A 19,426-nucleotide genomic window follows, 5' to 3' on the forward strand; every position below is an offset into this window, starting at 1 on the left:
CCGTTAATATCAGATGGCGTGGTTTTGCTTCATTGCAGCAATTTCATCGTCGCTATAACCCAGCTCCTGCAATACAGCAGCGGTATGTTCACCTAATAGCGGCGCAGCTTTAATATCCGGCGTAAAGGCAGAGAATTTCATTGGACAACCAACGGTCAGATATTTTCCACGCAACGGTTGTTCCACTTCAACAACACTGCCACTTTGGCGCAAAGAGGGATCAAGTGAAATTTCTTTCATACTTAAAACCGGTGCACAAGGAATATCAAACTGAGTCAAATAGGCCACCGCTTCATGTTTATCAATAGTGACAGTGTATTTTTCGATTTCAGCAAAAATATCGAAAATATGTGGCTGTCGTGCATGGGCTGTACTGTATGCCGGATCGGTAATCCATTCTGGTTTGCCGATGGCTTTACAGGTGTTTTCCCAGTTTTGCTCCTGAATAGTGAAATAAATATAGGCGTTAGGATCGGTTTCCCAGCCTTTACATTTCAGGATCCAGCCAGGCTGACCGCCACCACCTGCATTACCACCGCGGGGAACTGCATCACCAAATGTACCATTCGGATACTGCGGGTATTCTTCCAGATAACCCAATTTATCGAGACGCTGCTGGTCACGTAATTTCACGCGGCAAAGGTTCAATACGGCATCCTGCATTGACATGGTGACTCGTTGCCCACGCCCCGTTTTTTCGCGATGCAGCAAAGCAGCAAGTAAACCGATCAGCAAATGCATTCCGGTGTTGCTGTCACCCAACGCTGCAGCGCTTACCAGCGGCGGACCATCCCAAAAACCCGTAGTGGATGCCGCGCCACCCGCTGCCTGAGCAACGTTTTCATAGGCTTTTACATTCACATAAGGCGAACACTCATCAAACCCTTTGATCGAACCAAAAATCAGACGTGGATTGATTTCTTGAATATGCTCCCAGGTGAAGCCCATGTGATCAATGGCCCCTGGATGAAAGTTCTCGACTAAGATATCAGCTTCGCGGATCAGCTTTTCCATTACCTCTTTGCCTTCCGCTGTTTTGGTATTTAACTCAATAGAACGTTTGTTACTGTTAAGCATGGTGAAGTAAAGCGCATCGATATCAGGAATATCTCGCAGCTGGTGACGCGTTACGTCACCAACGCCGGGACGTTCAATTTTAATAACGTCAGCGCCAAACCAGGCCAGCATTTGAGTACAAGATGGGCCAGATTGCACACCGGTGAAATCGAGAACTTTAATTCCTTGAAGTGGAGTTGACATAGCAATACCTATTAGTTAATTAAATATGTGTTAATTTAGCGTTTATTTAAGGAGTAATATCTTCTATAAATAACCCGCAAAATATCGTCGTAGCTGCACTCGATATTTTTAAAATCCTGTATCAAGTGCTGAAAATCATTTCATCGCCACTTCCAATTCCTTTCTGCATGGTAAGTAGTGAGGACGAAAAGAAGAATATGATAAATATTGATTCGTGGTAATCAGAGAGAGTCGCGACATTTGTGATGTTATTCTTACAACTGTAAGAAGCGCCGGTGATTTACAAGTAAGGGTATGATTACGCTTTTTAAAGCGTACCATAAAACATAACATAATAAATGATTTGTGATGACACGGGATTATTGGGATTTACTTTGAGGAAGATAAAATGCGTGTTTATAGAACCGCGAGCGCCAAATAATTTTATGACCACAACCTGTCGTATTGTGGTCATAAAAAATTGTCGGCTGGAGGGAGTTAAATCCTTTACCTCAATATACTGCCTGTCAGCATTAGTTCACAAACAGTGCTTCGCTGTCGACGATGATTCCATCTTCCGCACCTTTAAGCGCCAGGTTTGCCTCGTAGTATTGCTTTTTATCAAGCAGTTTCTGCGCATCAGCAAGTGCATTACGAGTCTGTTTAAGCGGCATCAGATATTGGTTTTCCATTACGCCAACACCGGCCAGGCGAAGTTCTTCCATTGCGCCCTTTTTATCCCCTTTCGCCATTTTTTCATTGGCAATTTTTATCGCGGCTTCTTTTTCGGGAGTTGCTACATAACTCTCAGAAATTCCGACAGATGCATTAATGACAATATATTGGTCATCATTGAGATTGGTCTTTTTACCTGGCTTAGCGAACTTTGCCCATTCGGTACTGTCATCTGACAACAAAGCTGAAGCTTCATTGGTCAGTTCTTTTGCCTTTTCCGGATCGCCATGAAACAGAGCCAGACGCGCTACCTGCACGTCACGCATCGCATATAAACCTTGTTCAGAGATACGCTCTGCTGCCGCTGCCGTTTTCTGGGTTTGCTGAACTTGCTGAGTTTGCTGTTGTGCCTCTACCGGAGCATTATCAGCAGCCCATACAGTTGAAGATGCCAGAATTGCTGTGACCATCGTGGCCATAATTAAACGTTTCATACTTTCCTCATTCTTTAACAGTTTTAGAAAACGCCGCCATCATATTGGGTGAGCATGAAATGAGAAATCAGAGAGCAACGGTCATTTTGAAAGGGTTATCTTACAGTTGTAGTTATTATCGCAAGAAGTATTTTAGTCTTACAATTGTAGGAATATGCTTCCTGTCACAGAGAACTATTCTTATGTACCACAAAGAGATGTCATTTATTATATCGATGTAAATATTGATTAATTATATGTAAATACAGCCATAACATCGTAGGTTCTCAGTGAACCATTTTCAGGATAACTTTCTATGAAAGTAAACTTAATACTTTTCAGCTTATTTTTATTGGTCTCTATTATGGCATGCAATGTTTTTGCATTTTCCATTTCTGGTGGTGTAAGTGAGAGGAGCTATAAAGAGACTGAAAAAACATCAGCGATGACAACCACACACTCTACAAAACTTCAGCCATCACAGGCGATTTTGTTTAAGATGAGAGAAGATGCGCCACCATTAAACCTCACAGAAGAAATCACGCCTACTTATCCGACAAAGGCGAATTATCTTATTCATCCTGTGCGATAGCGTCTGTCACATGGCAGGTGAACAATCATGTCTGATGCTGATGTGAACACCTGCCCAAATGAGCCATCCTGACCCACTATCGCCTGCCATACCCCACCATAAAGCGAATCATCAAGCCACAAGCCGGGGCAAGAAACATAAATATCCCCGTCACCAGTTCATTACCGCCTGTTAACCACATGGTGAAGTAATAAATGAGTGCAGCGAGGATCACCATGCCGAAGAAAGAAGAGACCGCCGATACCACGTTCAGTACCTGACCGATGTAGCCGCTTACGGAGACAATACACAGGGCGAGAAACATCCATAAATAAATCATAGCTCAACCTCCTGCCGCGCTAAAAAACCTGTAACTTCAGTCACTTTAATAGTAAGACAATCCTTAACCTCTGGCAATTTTTGCTAAGCATCAATGAAAACAGCATGTTAAATGCAACACTATTGCATGCGGAAAATTTTTTACTTTGCACGATTAATAATCAGTAGCTGAAAGCAGTCAGCCAGTGATAAAGTAGAGCCACCGCATTCATGCTCCTCGTGGTTATGTCCTGACTAGTCTTTACACTCTTTACAGGAACCATTGTCGTACATGATGGCCCAACCAATTGAGTGTACCGCTGTCGACATGGAATCTTCTGCGATACAACAATTCGTATCTACAGAAGGTAACTATGTTTCCACAATGCAAATTTTCCCGCGAGTTTCTACATCCTCGCTACTGGCTCACATGGTTTGGGCTTGGTGTACTCTGGCTTTGGGTACAGCTTCCTTATCCTGTTCTCTGCTTTCTCGGCACGCGTATTGGCGCAATGGCGCGACCATTCCTGAAACGGCGTGAATCTATCGCCCGTAAAAACCTGGAACTTTGCTTCCCGCAGCATTCTGCGGAAGAACGCGAGAAGATGATTGCCGAAAACTTTCGTTCACTCGGCATGGCGCTGGTAGAAACCGGCATGGCGTGGTTCTGGCCCGACAGTCGCGTACGTAAATGGTTTGATGTTGAAGGGCTGGATAACCTTAAACGCGCACAAATGCAAAATCGCGGCGTAATGGTTGTCGGCGTCCATTTTATGTCGCTGGAACTGGGCGGCCGCGTGATGGGACTTTGTCAGCCAATGATGGCTACCTATCGTCCACATAATAATCAGCTGATGGAATGGGTGCAGACCCGTGGTCGCATGCGCTCTAACAAAGCGATGATCGGCAGAAATAATCTGCGCGGCATTGTCAGTGCACTGAAGAAAGGTGAAGCGGTATGGTTTGCTCCCGATCAGGATTATGGTCGTAAAGGCAGCTCCTTCGCGCCGTTCTTTGCGGTAGAAAATGTCGCCACAACCAATGGCACCTATGTTCTCTCCCGTCTCTCTGGCGCAGCCATGTTGACCGTAACGATGGTAAGAAAAGCGGATTACAGCGGATATCGTTTGTTCATCACCTCAGAGATGGAAGGCTACCCGACAGATGAAAATCAAGCCGCTGCCTATATGAACAAGATTATCGAGAAAGAGATCATGCGCGCACCGGAGCAGTACCTCTGGATCCACCGTCGCTTTAAAACGCGCCCGGTGGGAGAATCGTCGTTATACATTTAACAAACTGCTCTGACTCTTTACCTCCTCACATAAGCCATAATAACCTCATGGTTTTTATGGCTTTTTTCTTAAGGTTTTTTCCTTCGCTGAATATCTAATTATTACCGCCAGAAATTAAACTGTCGCCGATATGAGACACCTGTAAGTTACTAAAAGTAAATAAGAAAATGCCTCTTGTCTCGTTTCAGTTTTAGGCGTACATTAGCGCCGTCTCGAGCAGTTTAGCTCAGAATTCTGGGGTGATGCCCACGGTAAAATACAGGACTTTTAAGGTCGTTTTGCCCGGTGTCAACTCACTGTATCAGGTGTAATGAAGTCATTCAGGCGTAACAGCAATTACGCGGAGAGATGTAAAGTGAAATATTTCTTTATGGGCATTTCTTTTATGGTCATCGTTTGGGCCGGTACTTTTGCCCTGATGATCTAAAAGCAAACTGTGCAATGAAAAACAGGAGCCATCAGGCTCCTGTTTGCATTTCTGAGGTCGGTGTTTATTCCGCGTTTTCGTGAATATGTTTGCTGCTGGCGGGTAGTAAACCGTCGGCACGGAACATCGCTTTAATCCCACGAATCGCCTGACGAATACGGTCGCGGTTTTCAATCAGTGCAAAGCGCACATGCGTATCACCATAGTCGCCAAAGCCAATCCCCGGAGAGACACAGACCTTCGCTTCGTTAAGCAGCTTCTTGGCAAATTCCAGCGACCCCATTGCCGCATACGGTTCAGGGATTTTCGCCCAGACATACATCGAAGCCTTCGGCATTTCGACCATCCAGCCCGCTTCATGCAGCCCTTTAACCAGTACATCACGGCGGCGTTTGTACTGTTCGGCAATGTCGCGCACGCACTGTTGATCGCCCTCGAGTGCCGCAATCGCCGCCACCTGCAACGGCGTAAAGGTGCCGTAATCGTGATAACTTTTGATGCGTGCTAATGCGCTGACCAGTGTTTTGTTGCCGACCATAAAGCCGATACGCCAGCCCGCCATGTTGTAGCTTTTCGACAGGGTAAAGAACTCGACCGCTACGTCACGTGCGCCCGGCACCTGCATGATTGACGGCGCTTTCCAGCCATCGTAGACGATGTCAGCATAGGCCAGGTCGTGGACCACCAGCACATCGTAGCGTTTCGCCAGCGCCACAACCTTTTCGAAGAACTCCAGTTCCACGCATTGCGCGGTTGGGTTCGACGGGAAGCCGAGGATCATCATCTTCGGTTTCGGATAACTTTCACGAATGGCGCGCTCCAGTTCGTTGAAGAAATCGACACCTTCCACCAGCGGCACTGAGCGTACCTGAGCCCCGGCAATCACCGCGCCGTAAATATGAATGGGGTAACTTGGATTCGGCACCAGCACTGTGTCACCGTGATCCAGTGTCGCCAGCATCAGATGCGCCAGGCCCTCTTTCGAACCAATAGTGACGATGGCTTCTGATTCCGGGTCGATTTCAACGTCGTAGCGATCCTGATACCAGCGGGAAATGGCGCGACGTAGCCGCGGAATACCGCGTGAAGTGGAGTAACCATGCGTGTCCGGGCGCTGGGCCACAGTACATAATTTTTCGACGATATGCGGCGGAGTCGCACCGTCCGGGTTACCCATACTGAAATCGATAATATCTTCGCCGCGCCGACGCGCAGCCATTTTCAGTTCAGCGGTAATGTTAAAAACATAGGGCGGGAGACGATCAATGCGCGTAAAGCGACGTTCAGGGCGAGTGTCAGCCATAATTTCCTCAGATTAACGTTAGCGCCCGGACCGTCCGAGCGACGCTGCCACAATGGTGGCTGTTTTGAAAATAGCCTGATTAATTTCTGTCTGTCCAGCGTTTTAGAACATTTTTATCAATGGCTTTAAATGAGGAACTCAACTTCAAAAACAGGAAATTTTTCTACGCTAACAAGAAAATTACCACCAATTTTATTAACATTATAATTTCAATAAATTTACCATCCAGAAGCGCATTATCAAGAGATACATTGCTAATACACCATTTATCTTTCAATCCCCTTTTAAATTTATGGTTTTTCCTCAAAAACGGCCTGCTGGTCATCAGCCTTCAGGTTACCTATCATAGAGGTTTAATCCTTATTCAGAGTCACCCGTGCACGAAATATTCAACATGCTGCTGGCGGTCTTCGATCGGGCAGCGTTAATGCTTATCTGCCTGTTCTTTCTTATCCGTATCCGCCTGTTTCGCGAACTGTTGCACAAGTCGGCGCACTCCCCAAAAGAATTGCTCGCCGTTACCGCCATTTTCTCGCTGTTCGCCCTGTTCAGCACCTGGTCCGGCGTTCCCGTAGAAGGCTCGCTGGTGAACGTACGTATTATCGCGGTGATGTCCGGCGGGATTCTGTTTGGCCCGTGGGTAGGCATCATTACCGGCGTGATTGCGGGTATTCACCGGTATTTAATTGATATCGGCGGCGTGACGGCGATCCCCTGCTTTATCACCAGCATTCTGGCGGGTTGTATATCGGGCTGGATCAACCTGAAAATCCCCAAAGCACAGCGCTGGCGCGTCGGTATTCTCGGCGGCATGTTGTGTGAGACGTTGACCATGATTCTGGTAATTGTCTGGGCACCAACTACCGCGTTGGGGATCGATATCGTCTCTAAAATCGGCATTCCAATGATCCTCGGTAGCGTCTGTATCGGCTTTATTGTGCTTCTGGTGCAAAGCGTTGAGGGCGAAAAAGAGGCCAGCGCCGCGCGGCAGGCCAAGCTGGCGCTGGATATCGCCAACAAAACGCTACCGCTGTTTCGCCATGTCAATAGCGAGTCATTACGCAAGGTCTGCGAAATTATCCGCGATGACATTCACGCCGATGCGGTGGCGATTACCAATACCGATCATGTGCTGGCCTATGTTGGCGTGGGTGAGCATAACTATCAGAATGGCGATGACTTCATTAGCCCGACGACCCGTCAGGCGATGAATTACGGAAAAATCATCATTAAAAACAATGATGAAGCCCACCGTACGCCGGAAATCCACTCGATGCTGGTGATCCCGCTTTGGGAGAAAGGCGTTGTGACCGGAACGCTGAAAATTTACTACTGCCACGCACATCAGATAACCTCGTCATTACAGGAAATGGCGGTTGGTCTGTCGCAAATCATCTCCACGCAACTGGAGGTTTCACGCGCCGAGCAGCTACGTGAAATGGCAAATAAGGCAGAGCTTCGCGCCCTGCAAAGCAAAATTAATCCCCATTTCCTGTTTAACGCTTTGAACGCTATTTCATCGTCAATCCGTCTGAATCCGGATACTGCTCGCCAGCTGATCTTTAATCTGTCGCGTTATCTGCGCTATAACATTGAATTAAAAGACGATGAGCAAATCGATATCAAAAAAGAGCTGTATCAAATTAAAGACTATATTGCCATTGAGCAGGCCCGCTTTGGCGACAAGCTCACGGTTATCTATGATATTGATGAAGAGGTGAATTGCTGCATTCCCAGCCTGCTGATCCAGCCGTTGGTGGAGAATGCCATTGTCCACGGTATCCAGCCTTGCAAAGGTAAAGGCGTTGTCACCATCAGCGTTGCAGAGTGCGGCAATCGGGTACGCATTGCGGTGCGGGATACCGGGCACGGCATCGATCCAAAGGTGATTGAGCGGGTCGAAGCGAATGAAATGCCGGGCAATAAAATTGGCCTGCTGAATGTTCATCATCGCGTGAAGTTATTGTATGGCGAGGGGCTGCATATCCGCCGCCTGGAACCAGGAACGGAAATTGCGTTTTACATTCCTAACCAACGCACCCCAGTCGCCTCACAGGCTACGTTATTGCTTTGAGCCGGAGTGATATTGTGAAAGTCATCATTGTTGAAGACGAATTCCTGGCACAACAGGAACTGAGCTGGCTAATTAAAGAGCACAGCCAGATGGAGATTGTCGGCACCTTTGACGACGGTCTGGACGTGTTGAAGTTTTTGCAGCATAACCGCGTCGACGCCATTTTTCTGGATATCAATATTCCGTCGCTGGATGGTGTGTTGCTGGCGCAAAACATCAGCCAGTTCGCCCATAAACCGTTTATTGTGTTCATCACCGCGTGGAAAGAACATGCGGTAGAAGCGTTTGAACTGGAGGCGTTTGACTACATTCTAAAACCGTATCAGGAGTCACGCATTACCGGGATGCTGCAAAAACTGGAAGCGGCCTGGCAACAACAGCAGACCAGCAGCACGCCTGCCGCGACGGTAACGCGTGAGAATGACACCATTAATCTGGTGAAAGATGAGCGAATAATCGTCACGCCAATTAACGATATCTATTACGCCGAAGCGCACGAGAAAATGACCTTTGTCTATACGCGGCGTGAATCCTACGTAATGCCGATGAACATTACCGAATTTTGCAGCAAACTGCCGCCGTCGCATTTTTTCCGCTGCCATCGCTCATTTTGTGTCAATCTGAACAAAATCCGCGAAATCGAACCGTGGTTTAATAACACCTATATTCTGCGGCTGAAAGATCTGGATTTTGAAGTGCCAGTCAGCCGCAGCAAAGTAAAAGAATTTCGCCAGTTAATGCATCTTTAATCGGGAACTTTCATGAAAGCACCAGGCTTGCCCGCCGATCAACAATTTTTCGCCGATCTGTTCAGCGGCCTGGTGCTTAACCCGCAACTACTGGGGCGCGTCTGGTTTGCCAGCCAGCCTGCCTCGTTGCCGGTGGGCAGTTTATGTATTGATTTTCCCCGTCTGGATATCGTGCTGCGCGGCGAATACGGCAATCTGCTGGAAGCAAAGCAGCAACGTTTGGTGGAAGGAGAAATGCTGTTTATTCCGGCGCGCGCGGCTAATTTACCGATCAACAACAAACCGGTGATGCTGTTAAGCCTGGTGTTCGCTCCGACCTGGCTTGGGTTATCGTTTTACGATAGCCGCACCACGTCGTTGTTGCATCCTGCTCGCCAGATCCAGCTTCCCAGCCTGCAACGCGGTGAAGGTGAAGCGATGCTTACCGCCCTCACCCATCTTAGCCGTTCGCCGCTGGAGCAAAATATCATTCAGCCGCTGGTGTTAAGTTTGCTGCATCTTTGCCGTAACGTGGTGAATATGCCGCCGGGCAATTCGCAGCCGCGCGGCGATTTTCTCTATCACAGCATTTGTAACTGGGTTCAGGATAATTATGCCCAGCCGCTCACCCGCGAGAGCGTGGCGCAGTTTTTTAATATCACGCCCAATCATCTGTCAAAACTGTTTGCTCAGCATGGAACGATGCGTTTTATCGAGTATGTGCGTTGGGTGCGAATGGCGAAGGCGAGGATGATTTTGCAGAAATATCATCTGTCAATTCATGAAGTGGCACAGCGTTGCGGTTTTCCGGATAGCGACTATTTTTGTCGCGTTTTCCGGCGTCAGTTTGGTCTGACGCCGGGAGAGTACAGCGCCCGTTTTCAGGGCTAACGTCAGAAGGTTAATTCTGTTTCCAGCAGCGTCAGGATACTTTGTGCATCTTGCGCGGCAAACAACGACTGGCGGAAGTTTTTATTCACCAGTTTACGCGCCAGCTGCGAGAAGACTTTCACATGATTCATCCCTTCGTTAGCACCCAGCGTCAGCATGATCACCAGTTCGACTTCGCCCATTTCTGACTGCCAGTCAACCGGTTTCGCCAGCCGGGCAATGCTGATACTGGAATGACGGATCCACTGAGATTTGGTGTGCGGGATCGCCACGCCAAAACCAACGCCAGTGGTGACAATCTCTTCCCGCTGCCAGACATCCTCTTCCAGCTCGAACGGATGTTCAGTGCGCCCGTTAACGCCGAGGTTACCGCACAGGAACTGGATCGCCTGCTCTTTATTGCTAAAGGCCTGATCAACGAAGATATTCTCCAGCGCCAGCAGCGGGCGAACGTCTTCTTCCGGCGTAAAGGCGGTGAGTAACGCTTCAATTTCCTGCGCGCTGCGACATTCACACGCCTGACGTGCCAGTTCCCGACACGCCTCGCTATCCAGTTGACGAAGCTGGCTTTTCACCGCCGGAATGCGCGGGCTACTCATACTCAGCTCATCCAGGCCCAGCCCAAGCAGTAGCGGCAGATAACGGCTTTCACCGCCCAGTTCACCGCAAATGCCTACCCATTTGCCCCGCTGATGCGCAGTGGTAACTATTTGCTGCAACATGCGCAGGAACGATGGCGTAATCGGGTTATATAGCGGCGATACGCGCGGGTTATTACGATCGACCGCATACAGATACTGGGTCATATCGTTGGAGCCGATACTGAAGAAATCGACCTCATCGCAGAAGTGATCGATGATGTAGCACACCGACGGCACTTCCACCATGATACCCAGCGTAATCGTCTCTGCATGACGCAGGCCATCGCGCTTAAGCTCAACGATCGCTTTTTGGATCTCGCCCTTCACCCATAAGATCTGATCGAGGCTGTGGACCATCGGGATCATCAACTGGGCGTTGCCGAAACTGGCGGCGCGCAAAATGGCCCGCAGTTGAGTGCGGAACAGGCCAGCAAATTCCGGGTAAATACGTACCGCGCGATAGCCGAGGAACGGGTTCTCTTCCTGGGGAATATTCAGATAAGGAATGCTTTTATCGCCTCCGATGTCCATTGTGCGGAAGATAATCGGCTTGTCGCCCGCTGCCAGTAGCACTTGCTGGTAGGCTTCAAATTGCTCCTGCTCGTCCGGCGCGCTGTCGCGATCCATATACAGCATTTCGGTACGGAACAGCCCGACGCCTTCCGCGCCGTTGGCAAACGCGCCAGGCGCTTCCAGAGCGGTGCCAATATTCGCCGCGATATCAATACGCTTGTTATCACGGGAATAAGCCAGCTGCGCGGCAGCCTGCGCCTGTTGTTTTTGGCGTTTATCCGCCAGCGTCTGCGCGACCTGATAATAACCGCTCACCGCGTCATTCGGGTTAATCGCCAGCACGCCGCACTGGGCGTCAAGCACTGCAGGTTGCCCGGCATAACGGGCAATCGCATCCAGCGGCAGGCCGCTCAGTACCGGGATCGCCGAGGCGCGGGCCAGAATCAGGGTATGCGAGGTGCGCCCGGTTTTCTCCAGAATCATGCCCGCAAGATTTTTTAAATCCAGGCTTAAAAACTGGCTTGGGGTTAAATCCTCGGCCACCAGAATAGTCGGTTTTTCCAGCACCAGATTGTTGCGCGGCTTCAGTTCCGGCCAGGTAATATGCAGCAACTGTTCGCTAATATCGCGAATATCGCTAACACGTTCGCGCAGATAATCGCTGGCAGAAGCAGAAAGTTTGGCGCAAACCTGCTCCATATTGCTGATGATCGCCGCCCCCAGCCCCTGATGCTGTTCTGTCATCAGGCGACGGATATTGCCTGCAAATTCATCATCCTGAATCAGCGACAAATGGGCGCTGAGGATAGTTTTGCTTTCGCCGTCACGCTCACGCAATTGCTGGTTCAGTTGCTCGGCAAGCGTTGCCAGGCTGTGCTCCAGCCGGGTGGAATCTTGCGCACTGGCGGGGATTGCCCGATAACTGTCGAGGCTGTCGCTTTGTAACAGGGTCAGCGTACCCACGCCGACGCCGCTTGCCAGCACATTGCCGTACAGTAAATCCGGGTTAAGGCGGCTTAATGAACGCGGCAGCGGATGCGCCGTCAGTTCTGCCTGCGTAGGCTGAACGCTGTCGCTGTCGATAAAGCGCACCTGGATGTACTCTTCCAGCACGCGCCGCGCCTGCTCTTCATCGCTGCCGCTAATATTCAGGCTGCAACTGTCATTAAATAGGGTGCCGGTGCCAATCAGCGCCAGCGAGCTTTTGGCATCGGCCTTTGCGTTCTGGCGATGGTTAATAAAAGTGATTTCGCTTTGCCACTGGCTGCACTGTTCTTTAAGTTCCCACGCCGGACGAGCATGTAGACCGTTAGGCAAAGGACAGAGAAATTGAATCGTTAACATAACCGCTCCGGGTTAATCAGGAGATCATCTGAAATCCGTCAGTTGAACAACCGTCTCACGCGTAAGACGTTGAATAAGGGCAGATAAAAGTTGCTCCATCTGCAAAATATCGCGGCAATCGGCAATCGACGCGGCGCAATGTCCGTGGCGGGTGGCAGGCCCCATCACCACTGTGGGTACGCCAGTACCGGTTAAGTGCACCGCTCCACCGTCCGTGCCGCCGTTACTGAACATATCCGCCTGTAACGGCACGCCAATTTCTGCCGCCACGGTTTCGATCCAGGCGGTGAGTTTTGGCGGCGCAATCAGTGACTTGTCGCTTAACACCAGCATCGGGCCGTTACCAATCTGGCGATGGTTAGCCGCGCCATAATCAAAGTTTTTCGCCCAGCAGGCGGTATCAAGGACAATGGCGACGTCCGGCGACACCGCGCGGGTGGCAGTTTGCCCGCCGCGTAACCCCACCTCTTCGCTGGAACTGGCCACCAGCCACACTTCCGCAGGCAGTTCAGCGCTGTGTAGTTCGCGCAGTAACGTCACCAGCAGGTAGCAACCGAGGCGGTCATCAAAGGCTTTCCCCATCACTCGCTGGTGGGGGAGAACCTGAAAAGTGGTATCGAACGTGACGCGATCGCCTGGACGAATTCCCGCCTGCATCACTTCGTCATACGAGCGCGCGCCAATATCCACGCGCATGGCGCTGACGTCATTCCCCTGCCGGTCGCCGTCAAGCAGGCCTGGAATTTTGCACTCTTCACGGGTGGTGATGCGCACCGGCTGCAGCTGGCGGGCAGCCATGCGCACGTTGCCAACCGGCAGCACATCAATTGCGCCTTCGCGGGAGATACTGCGCACCATAAATCCAACTTCGTCCATATGCGCACAGATCATCACTTTCGGACCTGTCGATTCATTGAGGCGGATCAGCACCGATCCCAGCCCATCAAATCGCACTTCTTTTTGCAGGCGATCCGCTTCTTCCAGCAGGATCTGCCGCACTTCCTGTTCCGAGGAGGCGATCGCATCTGCCTCGCTCAACGCTTTCAATAGCGATAAATCCATTATGCCTCTCCCGTGAGCAACACTGTTTTCGGCATGGCGTAGAGCACTTCTGCGCCTTGCGGGGTAACCAGCACAACATCCTCGATGCGCACGCCCCCTTGCCCTGGCAAATAAATCCCCGGCTCCACGGTCAGTAACATGCCTGGCTGTAGCGTCGTGGTATCCCGCGGTGAAAAGCGCGGATCTTCGTGTACTTCAATGCCAATAGCATGACCGGTGTTGTGACCAAAATAGTCGCCAAATCCTGCCTCGGTAATCACCCGACGCGCGGCGTCGTCAACCTGCTGGCAGCGCACGCCGGGGCGAATTGCAGAGATTGCTGCGAGCTGTGCCTGCAAAACAATCTGATAGACGTTAAACAGCGGATGAGATTCGGCGCTCACCCCTTCGCCATTCACCAGCAAGGTGCGCGTCATATCAGAGCAGTAGCCCTGATAGAGCGCACCGAAATCGAGAGTGACAAACTCGCCCGCTGCAACAATCTTGTCGCTGGCTTTGCCGTGCGGCAGCGCCCCACGCCAGCCACTGGCAACAATGGTGTCAAAAGAGGCTTTTTCTGCGCCCTGCTGGCGCATAAACCACTCCAGTTCAGCGGCTATCTCGCGCTCGCTCATCCCCGCCTGAATAAAGCGGCGAATATGCTCTGCACCGCGATCGGCAATCCCACAGGCAAGGCGGATTTTCTCCACCTCCTCTGGCGTTTTGATTTGCCGCAGCACATCCGGCGTGGCGCTAACCAGTTTCGCATTGAGTTCAGACTGCCAGCGGTGCGCGGTTTCCCAACTCACCTGCTGGCCTTCAAAACCGAGCGTTTGCAGATGCTCATCGGCAATGATTTTATTGACGATGGTTGCAAGCGTGTGCGTCGCATCAAGCAAATGTAACTGGTAGCCCTGAGTGCGGGCTTCTACATCCGCGTAATAGCGCGAGTCCACCAGAATGTGCGCACTTTCACGGCTAATCAGCACATAGCCTGATCCGGTGGAGATCCCCAGATGCGGCTGTTTGTTCTGCCGTGAGGAGAGAAGCACCGCATCCAGTTGTTGCGCCTTAAGCCAGTCGCGCAGCGAAGCGAGTAATGTCATCTGGATTTTCCTTCTTACAGGCTATCGATTAACAATTTGCCTTTACGGAACATCATCAGACGCAGGAACACCACCATCAGCGCAGTTATGACTGCCCCCAGCGCGATCCCCGCCATGTAGACGCCGAGGTTAGTGACCAGCGGCCATGCCCAGATAGCGGATTCCGGGAACCATTGCACTGCGCCCAGCCAGACAGCGGCGGTTGAGCCGACAATCGCGCCGACCATATACGACGGAATGGCGGTGATGGGGCTTTCCAGTGCAAACGGAATCGCACCCTCACTGATCCCCATAAACGCCAGGAACATGGCGGTCTTACCCTGCGGATAAAGTTGAGCGTTGAACAGGCGTTTGCCGGTTAAACGACGGTCGATAATGGTCGCCAGCCCCAGACCAATCGGCGGAATAACGATAGCGATAGAACGAGCGGTGACCGGTAATACGTGGTCAGTGGTAAAGCTGAAGGCAACAAAACCTGCGGCTTTGTTGATCGGGCCACCAAGGTCGATTGCTGTCGCCGCGGCGATCCCCATTGCGTACATCAGCGCGCCCTTCTCACCTGCGGCAGTCAGCACAGTACGGATACCGCCGTTGATCCAGCCACCAAAGGGGGTGATGACGTAGTACATCGCCAGCATGACAAAAATGGCGGAAAGAATCGGGAGCAAAAATGTGGTTTTGAACGCTAACAGGAAATCCGGTAACTGGATTTTCTGGTTCATCCACTTCACAAGGTAACCCGCGACGATAGAAATAATCAGCGCACCAATGAAGGTGGACGGCACCGGCGAAGAGGTCGCCCATTGCATAGTGCTGGGATCGAAGTTCAGCAGTTGCGTCGGCTGGGTAGACATCAAGCCGCCGATAAAACCAGCCGGAAACGCCAGTTTGCCACCGATAGAGTTCGCCACAAAAGCAGCAAACATCGGAATGGCAAAACCAAACAACACGCCGCCGAAGGACTGCGACAACCAGGCAAATTTCAGTAAGGAGAGGTCGAAACCGGAGAATTTCCCGCTATTAAGAGCATCCATGATGCCGATATCAGCAGGAATTTTAAGCCAGCTATAAGCAATCAACTGGCTGAAAGCGAGGATCACACCGCCCATAATTAAGGTCGGCACCATGCGTGAAATCCCTGACATCACATGCTGCGGGAGTTCACCCCAGAAGCTGCTTTTAGAGGCCTGCGGATTCTTAACTGCCGCTGCCGCACCGGATGCGCCAGGCACAACGGTTGCACTGCGTTTTTTAATGGCCATAACAATTATCCCTGTCGAATATTACTGTTGTTCAGAGGCAATCATCTCTTCGATTTCTTTGATGATGCCCGCAGCGTTTTTAATTGCGTCCTGCAAAGTGATTTCATAAACATCGCGTGATTCGAAACGTTCGTTATCTTCCGGGGTTACTGCCACGGAGTGGATGATGATGGTCGCTTCGGCGATATCCTGCGCCGTCAGGCGATTCTGGATACCGTCCGCGCCCTGGGTTTCAATTTTCACTTCATAACCGGCTTCTACCGCTGCTTCTTCCAGCGCCTGAGCGGCCATAAAGGTGTGAGCCAGGCCCATCGGGCAGGCACATAAGGCAATCAGTTTCTTACTCATCGTTAATTCCTCATTCAGTGATAGTTGACGAGTGAAATTATGAACGTGCAAAACAAATCGCCGTTACCAGACAAATAATGCATTTACTGGAGAATTAATCCCGCTGTACGGAAGTGTGACGCAGGTCGGCCTTGTGAGGGGACACAAAGAAAAATTGAATTAACTGTATGATTTAAAAGATTATCGGGAGAGTTACCTCCCGATATAACAGGAAGGATTTACAGAATGTGACCTAAGGTCTGGCGTAAATGTGCACCGGAACCGAGAAGACCCGGATTGTCATGGACGATGAGATACACCGGAATATCATGGACATATTCTTTAAAGCGCCCTTTATCTTCAAATGCGGCACGGAAACCAGAGGCTTTGAAGAACTCAAGGAAGCGCGGCACGATACCGCCCGCAATAAACACGCCGCCAAATGTCCCGAGATTGAGCGCCAGATTGCCGCCAAAACGGCCCATAATGACGCAAAACAGCGACAACGCACGGCGGCAATCGGTGCAGCTGTCAGCCAGCGCGCGTTCGGTAATATCTTTTGGCTTGAGATTTTCTGGCAGGCGGTTGTCAGCTTTCACAATTGCGCGATACAAATTCACCAGCCCAGGGCCAGAAAGCACGCGTTCCGCCGAAACATGGCCAATTTCCGCACGCAATATTTCGAGGATAATGGCCTCTTCTTCACTATTCGGCGCAAAATCAACGTGACCGCCTTCGCCCGGCAAGCTTACCCAACGCTTATCGACATGGACCAGATGCGCAACCCCAAGCCCCGTTCCGGCACCGTAAACCGCAATAGGCTTACCTTCTACCGGTTCTGCGCCACCAAACTGAATCAGATGCTCTTTTTTCAGCATCGGGATCGCCATCGATACAGCGGTAAAATCGTTAATAATTTCCAGATGGCTAAAACCGAGATTCTTTTTCATTTCGGCAATTGAGAACGCCCAGGTATGGTTGGTCATTGCCACCCAGTCACCGGTAATTGGGCAAGCGATGGCAATACAGCCGTCTTTCACCTCGACCTTATGTTCTTCAAGATAAACGCGAATGACCGCTTCGAGGCTTGGGTAATCAAGCCCTGAATAGGTCTTAGCCTGCGAGATTTCACCACTGGCAATATCACACAGAGCAAGACGTGCGTTGGTGCCGCCCACATCACCGACTAATGCATACTTTGTCATTCTTCAACTGCTCCGCTAAAGTCAAAATAATTCTTTCTCACACTGTAAATACCTGGGGGCATAACAACAACGCCGGAAAGGCAGGCTCCCTGTAAATATCGATCTGGGTCACACAATTACTTTATCGTTTCAGCACCAATTGCAGCGATGCCTTTTTGCAAGCTGGGCAAACTAAGTATCTGACCCCGCATAAGGAATAGAACATGCTCCATCCGCGAGCCAGAACCATGTTGTTATTATCGCTCCCCGCCGTGGCAATTGGGATTGCGTCCAGTCTTATTCTGATTGTGGTGATGAAAATCGCCTCGGTATTACAGAATTTGCTCTGGCAACGACTGCCGGGAACTCTGGGGATAGCCCAGGATTCACCTTTCTGGATCATCGGTGTATTAACGCTAACGGGTATTGCGGTGGGGTTGGTTATCCGTTTCAGCCAGGGTCATGCCGGACCAGACCCCGCCTGTGAACCGCTGATCGGCGCACCGGTTCCGCCCTCTGCGCTACCAGGACTTATCGTAGCATTAATTCTCGGTCTTGCTGGCGGCGTCAGCCTGGGGCCGGAACATCCGATCATGACCGTCAATATCGCCCTTGCGGTTGCCATTGGCGCTCGTCTGTTACCGTGCGTCAACCGAATGGAGTGGACTATTTTAGCCTCTGCCGGAACCATCGGCGCGCTGTTTGGTACACCTGTTGCGGCGGCGTTGATATTTTCGCAAACCTTAAATGGCAGTAGTGAAGTTCCGCTATGGGATCGTCTTTTTGCGCCGTTAATGGCGGCAGCAGCTGGTGCACTTACTACCGGATTATTTTTCCATCCCCATTTTTCACTGCCCATTGCGCATTACGGACAGATGGAAATGACCGATATTCTCAGCGGTGCAATTGTCGCGGCGATTGCCATCGCAGCAGGGATGGTCGCCGTATGGTGCTTACCACGGTTGCACGCGATGATGCATCAAATGAAAAATCCGGTGCTCGTGCTGGGTATTGGCGGATTTATTCTCGGTATTCTGGGGGTTATTGGTGGGCCGGTTTCGCTGTTTAAAGGACTGGATGAGATGCAGCAGATGGTGGCAAATCAGGCTTTCAGCACCAGCGATTACTTTTTGCTGGCGGTGATTAAACTTACCGCCCTGGTCGTTGCTGCCGCCAGTGGCTTTCGCGGTGGACGAATTTTCCCGGCAGTGTTCGTCGGCGTGGCATTAGGGTTGATGCTGCATGAGCACGTCCCCGCCGTTCCAGCGGCAATAACCGTTTCCTGCGCTATTCTCGGCATCGTGCTGGTGGTAACACGCGATGGCTGGTTAAGCCTTTTTATGGCGGCAGTCGTTGTACCCAATACCACATTGCTACCGCTGCTCTGTATCGTCATGCTTCCGGCATGGCTGTTATTAGCAGGTAAGCCGATGATGATGGTCAATCGTCCGAAGCAACAGCCACCCCACGATAACGTTTAGCAAAAAATGCTCTCCTTTATGATTTAAGAGTTATGGCGATGATACGGGGCTTTACCTCCCCGTAATATTGCGTTAACAGGCCGCTGACGGCTTCGATCGTGAAGGAGAATAACAATGTTCAGGTCACTGTTTCTGGCGGCCGCCCTGATGGCATTTACCCCGCTTGCAGCAAACGCAGGTGAAATCACCCTACTGCCATCAATCAAATTACAAATTGGCGATCGCGATCATTACGGTAATTACTGGGACGGTGGTCACTGGCGAGATCGTGATTACTGGCATCGCAATTATGAATGGCGTAAAAACCGCTGGTGGCGTCATGATAATGGCTACCACCGTGGCTGGGATAAGCGTAAAGCGTATGAGCGTGGCTATCGTGAAGGCTGGCGCGATCGTGACGATCATCGCGGAAAAGGCCGCGGACATGGGCACCGCCATTAAACACATTTGCCAATGGAGCACAAGGCCTGATGCGACGCTAGCGCGTCTTATCAGGCCTACAAACCGGCTCTTTAACGCGTAGGGCGGATAAG

The 19,426-nt window shown here is 50.7% G+C and carries 18 protein-coding genes; 8 read left to right on the forward strand and 10 right to left on the reverse strand.

From position 1 onward, the window contains the following. Positions 1-9: 9 nt before the first annotated feature. Positions 10-1,260 carry a formyl-CoA transferase gene (gene frc / locus HUZ68_RS15860; protein WP_000106759.1) on the reverse strand — a complete coding sequence of 417 codons (1,251 nt, stop codon included), beginning with the start codon at positions 1,258-1,260 and terminating at the stop codon, positions 10-12. A gap of 512 nt (positions 1,261-1,772) precedes the next feature. Continuing rightward, entirely contained in the window at positions 1,773-2,408 is a 636-nt protein-coding gene (locus HUZ68_RS15865) for a YfdX family protein (protein WP_239593925.1), read from the reverse strand. A 295-nt stretch (positions 2,409-2,703) separates the two neighbouring features. Between HUZ68_RS15865 and ypdI the strand changes: the two genes are divergently transcribed. Next, on the forward strand, positions 2,704-2,979 hold the full coding sequence (ypdI, locus tag HUZ68_RS15870; protein WP_000867637.1) for a colanic acid biosynthesis lipoprotein YpdI: 276 nt from the start codon (positions 2,704-2,706) through the stop codon (positions 2,977-2,979). Between the two features lie 76 nt (positions 2,980-3,055). Here ypdI and HUZ68_RS15875 read toward each other — a convergent pair whose 3' ends face one another. Further along, positions 3,056-3,298: a YfdY family protein gene (locus tag HUZ68_RS15875; protein ID WP_089628294.1), complete on the reverse strand. Its 243-nt coding sequence runs from the start codon at positions 3,296-3,298 to the stop codon at positions 3,056-3,058. 352 nt (positions 3,299-3,650) lie between these two features. On the opposite strand from HUZ68_RS15875, the gene lpxP reads away from it, so the two are divergent. Continuing rightward, entirely contained in the window at positions 3,651-4,571 is a 921-nt protein-coding gene (gene lpxP / locus HUZ68_RS15880) for a kdo(2)-lipid IV(A) palmitoleoyltransferase (protein WP_089628295.1), read from the forward strand. A gap of 355 nt (positions 4,572-4,926) precedes the next feature. Further along, complete coding sequence (ypdK, locus tag HUZ68_RS15885; RefSeq protein WP_010723117.1) at positions 4,927-4,998, forward strand: membrane protein YpdK; 72 nt, start codon at positions 4,927-4,929, stop codon at positions 4,996-4,998. A gap of 64 nt (positions 4,999-5,062) precedes the next feature. On the opposite strand, the gene alaC is transcribed toward ypdK, so the two are convergent. Beyond that, a complete protein-coding gene (alaC, locus tag HUZ68_RS15890; RefSeq protein WP_000785931.1) occupies positions 5,063-6,301 on the reverse strand; it encodes an alanine transaminase in 1,239 nt (412 codons plus the stop codon). A gap of 376 nt (positions 6,302-6,677) precedes the next feature. Between alaC and ypdA the strand changes: the two genes are divergently transcribed. The 3 genes from ypdA to HUZ68_RS15905 are packed head-to-tail and all read left to right on the forward strand — an operon-like array spanning position 6,678 to position 9,994. Next, complete coding sequence (gene ypdA, locus HUZ68_RS15895) at positions 6,678-8,375, forward strand: two-component system sensor histidine kinase YpdA (protein WP_000544359.1); 1,698 nt, start codon at positions 6,678-6,680, stop codon at positions 8,373-8,375. 14 nt (positions 8,376-8,389) lie between these two features. Then, a complete protein-coding gene (gene ypdB / locus HUZ68_RS15900; protein WP_001295458.1) occupies positions 8,390-9,124 on the forward strand; it encodes a two-component system response regulator YpdB in 735 nt (244 codons plus the stop codon). Between the two features lie 12 nt (positions 9,125-9,136). After that, positions 9,137-9,994 carry an AraC family transcriptional regulator gene (locus HUZ68_RS15905; protein WP_001613553.1) on the forward strand — a complete coding sequence of 286 codons (858 nt, stop codon included), beginning with the start codon at positions 9,137-9,139 and terminating at the stop codon, positions 9,992-9,994. 2 nt (positions 9,995-9,996) lie between these two features. Here the strand turns inward: HUZ68_RS15905 and ptsP are convergent, their stop codons facing one another. The 6 genes from ptsP to glk form a co-directional block, all read right to left on the reverse strand. Next, complete coding sequence (gene ptsP, locus HUZ68_RS15910) at positions 9,997-12,492, reverse strand: phosphoenolpyruvate--protein phosphotransferase (protein ID WP_000955910.1); 2,496 nt, start codon at positions 12,490-12,492, stop codon at positions 9,997-9,999. Between the two features lie 24 nt (positions 12,493-12,516). After that, complete coding sequence (ypdE, locus tag HUZ68_RS15915; RefSeq protein WP_001613554.1) at positions 12,517-13,554, reverse strand: aminopeptidase; 1,038 nt, start codon at positions 13,552-13,554, stop codon at positions 12,517-12,519. Further along, positions 13,554-14,639 carry an aminopeptidase gene (gene ypdF, locus HUZ68_RS15920; RefSeq protein WP_001613555.1) on the reverse strand — a complete coding sequence of 362 codons (1,086 nt, stop codon included), beginning with the start codon at positions 14,637-14,639 and terminating at the stop codon, positions 13,554-13,556. The genes ypdE and ypdF overlap by 1 nt, the downstream gene beginning before the upstream one ends. 14 nt (positions 14,640-14,653) lie before the next feature. Next, positions 14,654-15,901 (reverse strand): PTS fructose transporter subunit IIC, encoded by a 1,248-nt coding sequence (locus HUZ68_RS15925; protein ID WP_000985321.1) that lies wholly within the window; start codon positions 15,899-15,901, stop codon positions 14,654-14,656. A 21-nt stretch (positions 15,902-15,922) separates the two neighbouring features. After that, positions 15,923-16,249, reverse strand: coding sequence for a PTS fructose transporter subunit IIB (locus HUZ68_RS15930; RefSeq protein WP_000038456.1), 327 nt, complete (start codon positions 16,247-16,249; stop codon positions 15,923-15,925). A gap of 218 nt (positions 16,250-16,467) precedes the next feature. Then, positions 16,468-17,433 carry a glucokinase gene (gene glk, locus HUZ68_RS15935; RefSeq protein ID WP_000170346.1) on the reverse strand — a complete coding sequence of 322 codons (966 nt, stop codon included), beginning with the start codon at positions 17,431-17,433 and terminating at the stop codon, positions 16,468-16,470. A 203-nt stretch (positions 17,434-17,636) separates the two neighbouring features. Here glk and HUZ68_RS15940 point away from each other — a divergent pair, with 203 nt between their 5' ends. Together HUZ68_RS15940 and ypeC are read left to right on the forward strand one after the other, a co-directional pair. After that, complete coding sequence (locus HUZ68_RS15940; protein WP_239593926.1) at positions 17,637-18,893, forward strand: ion channel protein; 1,257 nt, start codon at positions 17,637-17,639, stop codon at positions 18,891-18,893. A 114-nt stretch (positions 18,894-19,007) separates the two neighbouring features. After that, a complete protein-coding gene (gene ypeC, locus HUZ68_RS15945) occupies positions 19,008-19,334 on the forward strand; it encodes a DUF2502 domain-containing protein YpeC (protein ID WP_000490072.1) in 327 nt (108 codons plus the stop codon). Positions 19,335-19,426: the final 92 nt, after the last annotated feature.

The sequence above is a fragment of the Shigella dysenteriae genome, assembly GCF_022354085.1.
GTDB lineage: Bacteria > Pseudomonadota > Gammaproteobacteria > Enterobacterales > Enterobacteriaceae > Escherichia > Escherichia coli.

Coding starts and splice junctions, on each gene's coding strand:
- ypdI (WP_000867637.1), top strand. CDS start 2,704: ATGAAAGTAAACTTAATACTTTTCAGCTTATTTTTATTGGTCTCTATT.
- ypeC (WP_000490072.1), top strand. CDS start 19,008: ATGTTCAGGTCACTGTTTCTGGCGGCCGCCCTGATGGCATTTACCCCG.
- frc (WP_000106759.1), bottom strand. CDS start 1,260: ATGTCAACTCCACTTCAAGGAATTAAAGTTCTCGATTTCACCGGTGTG.
- lpxP (WP_089628295.1), top strand. CDS start 3,651: ATGTTTCCACAATGCAAATTTTCCCGCGAGTTTCTACATCCTCGCTAC.
- HUZ68_RS15940 (WP_239593926.1), top strand. CDS start 17,637: ATGCTCCATCCGCGAGCCAGAACCATGTTGTTATTATCGCTCCCCGCC.
- HUZ68_RS15865 (WP_239593925.1), bottom strand. CDS start 2,408: ATGAAACGTTTAATTATGGCCACGATGGTCACAGCAATTCTGGCATCT.
- alaC (WP_000785931.1), bottom strand. CDS start 6,301: ATGGCTGACACTCGCCCTGAACGTCGCTTTACGCGCATTGATCGTCTC.
- ptsP (WP_000955910.1), bottom strand. CDS start 12,492: ATGTTAACGATTCAATTTCTCTGTCCTTTGCCTAACGGTCTACATGCT.
- HUZ68_RS15905 (WP_001613553.1), top strand. CDS start 9,137: ATGAAAGCACCAGGCTTGCCCGCCGATCAACAATTTTTCGCCGATCTG.
- HUZ68_RS15925 (WP_000985321.1), bottom strand. CDS start 15,901: ATGGCCATTAAAAAACGCAGTGCAACCGTTGTGCCTGGCGCATCCGGT.
- glk (WP_000170346.1), bottom strand. CDS start 17,433: ATGACAAAGTATGCATTAGTCGGTGATGTGGGCGGCACCAACGCACGT.
- HUZ68_RS15930 (WP_000038456.1), bottom strand. CDS start 16,249: ATGAGTAAGAAACTGATTGCCTTATGTGCCTGCCCGATGGGCCTGGCT.
- ypdE (WP_001613554.1), bottom strand. CDS start 13,554: ATGGATTTATCGCTATTGAAAGCGTTGAGCGAGGCAGATGCGATCGCC.
- ypdF (WP_001613555.1), bottom strand. CDS start 14,639: ATGACATTACTCGCTTCGCTGCGCGACTGGCTTAAGGCGCAACAACTG.
- HUZ68_RS15875 (WP_089628294.1), bottom strand. CDS start 3,298: ATGATTTATTTATGGATGTTTCTCGCCCTGTGTATTGTCTCCGTAAGC.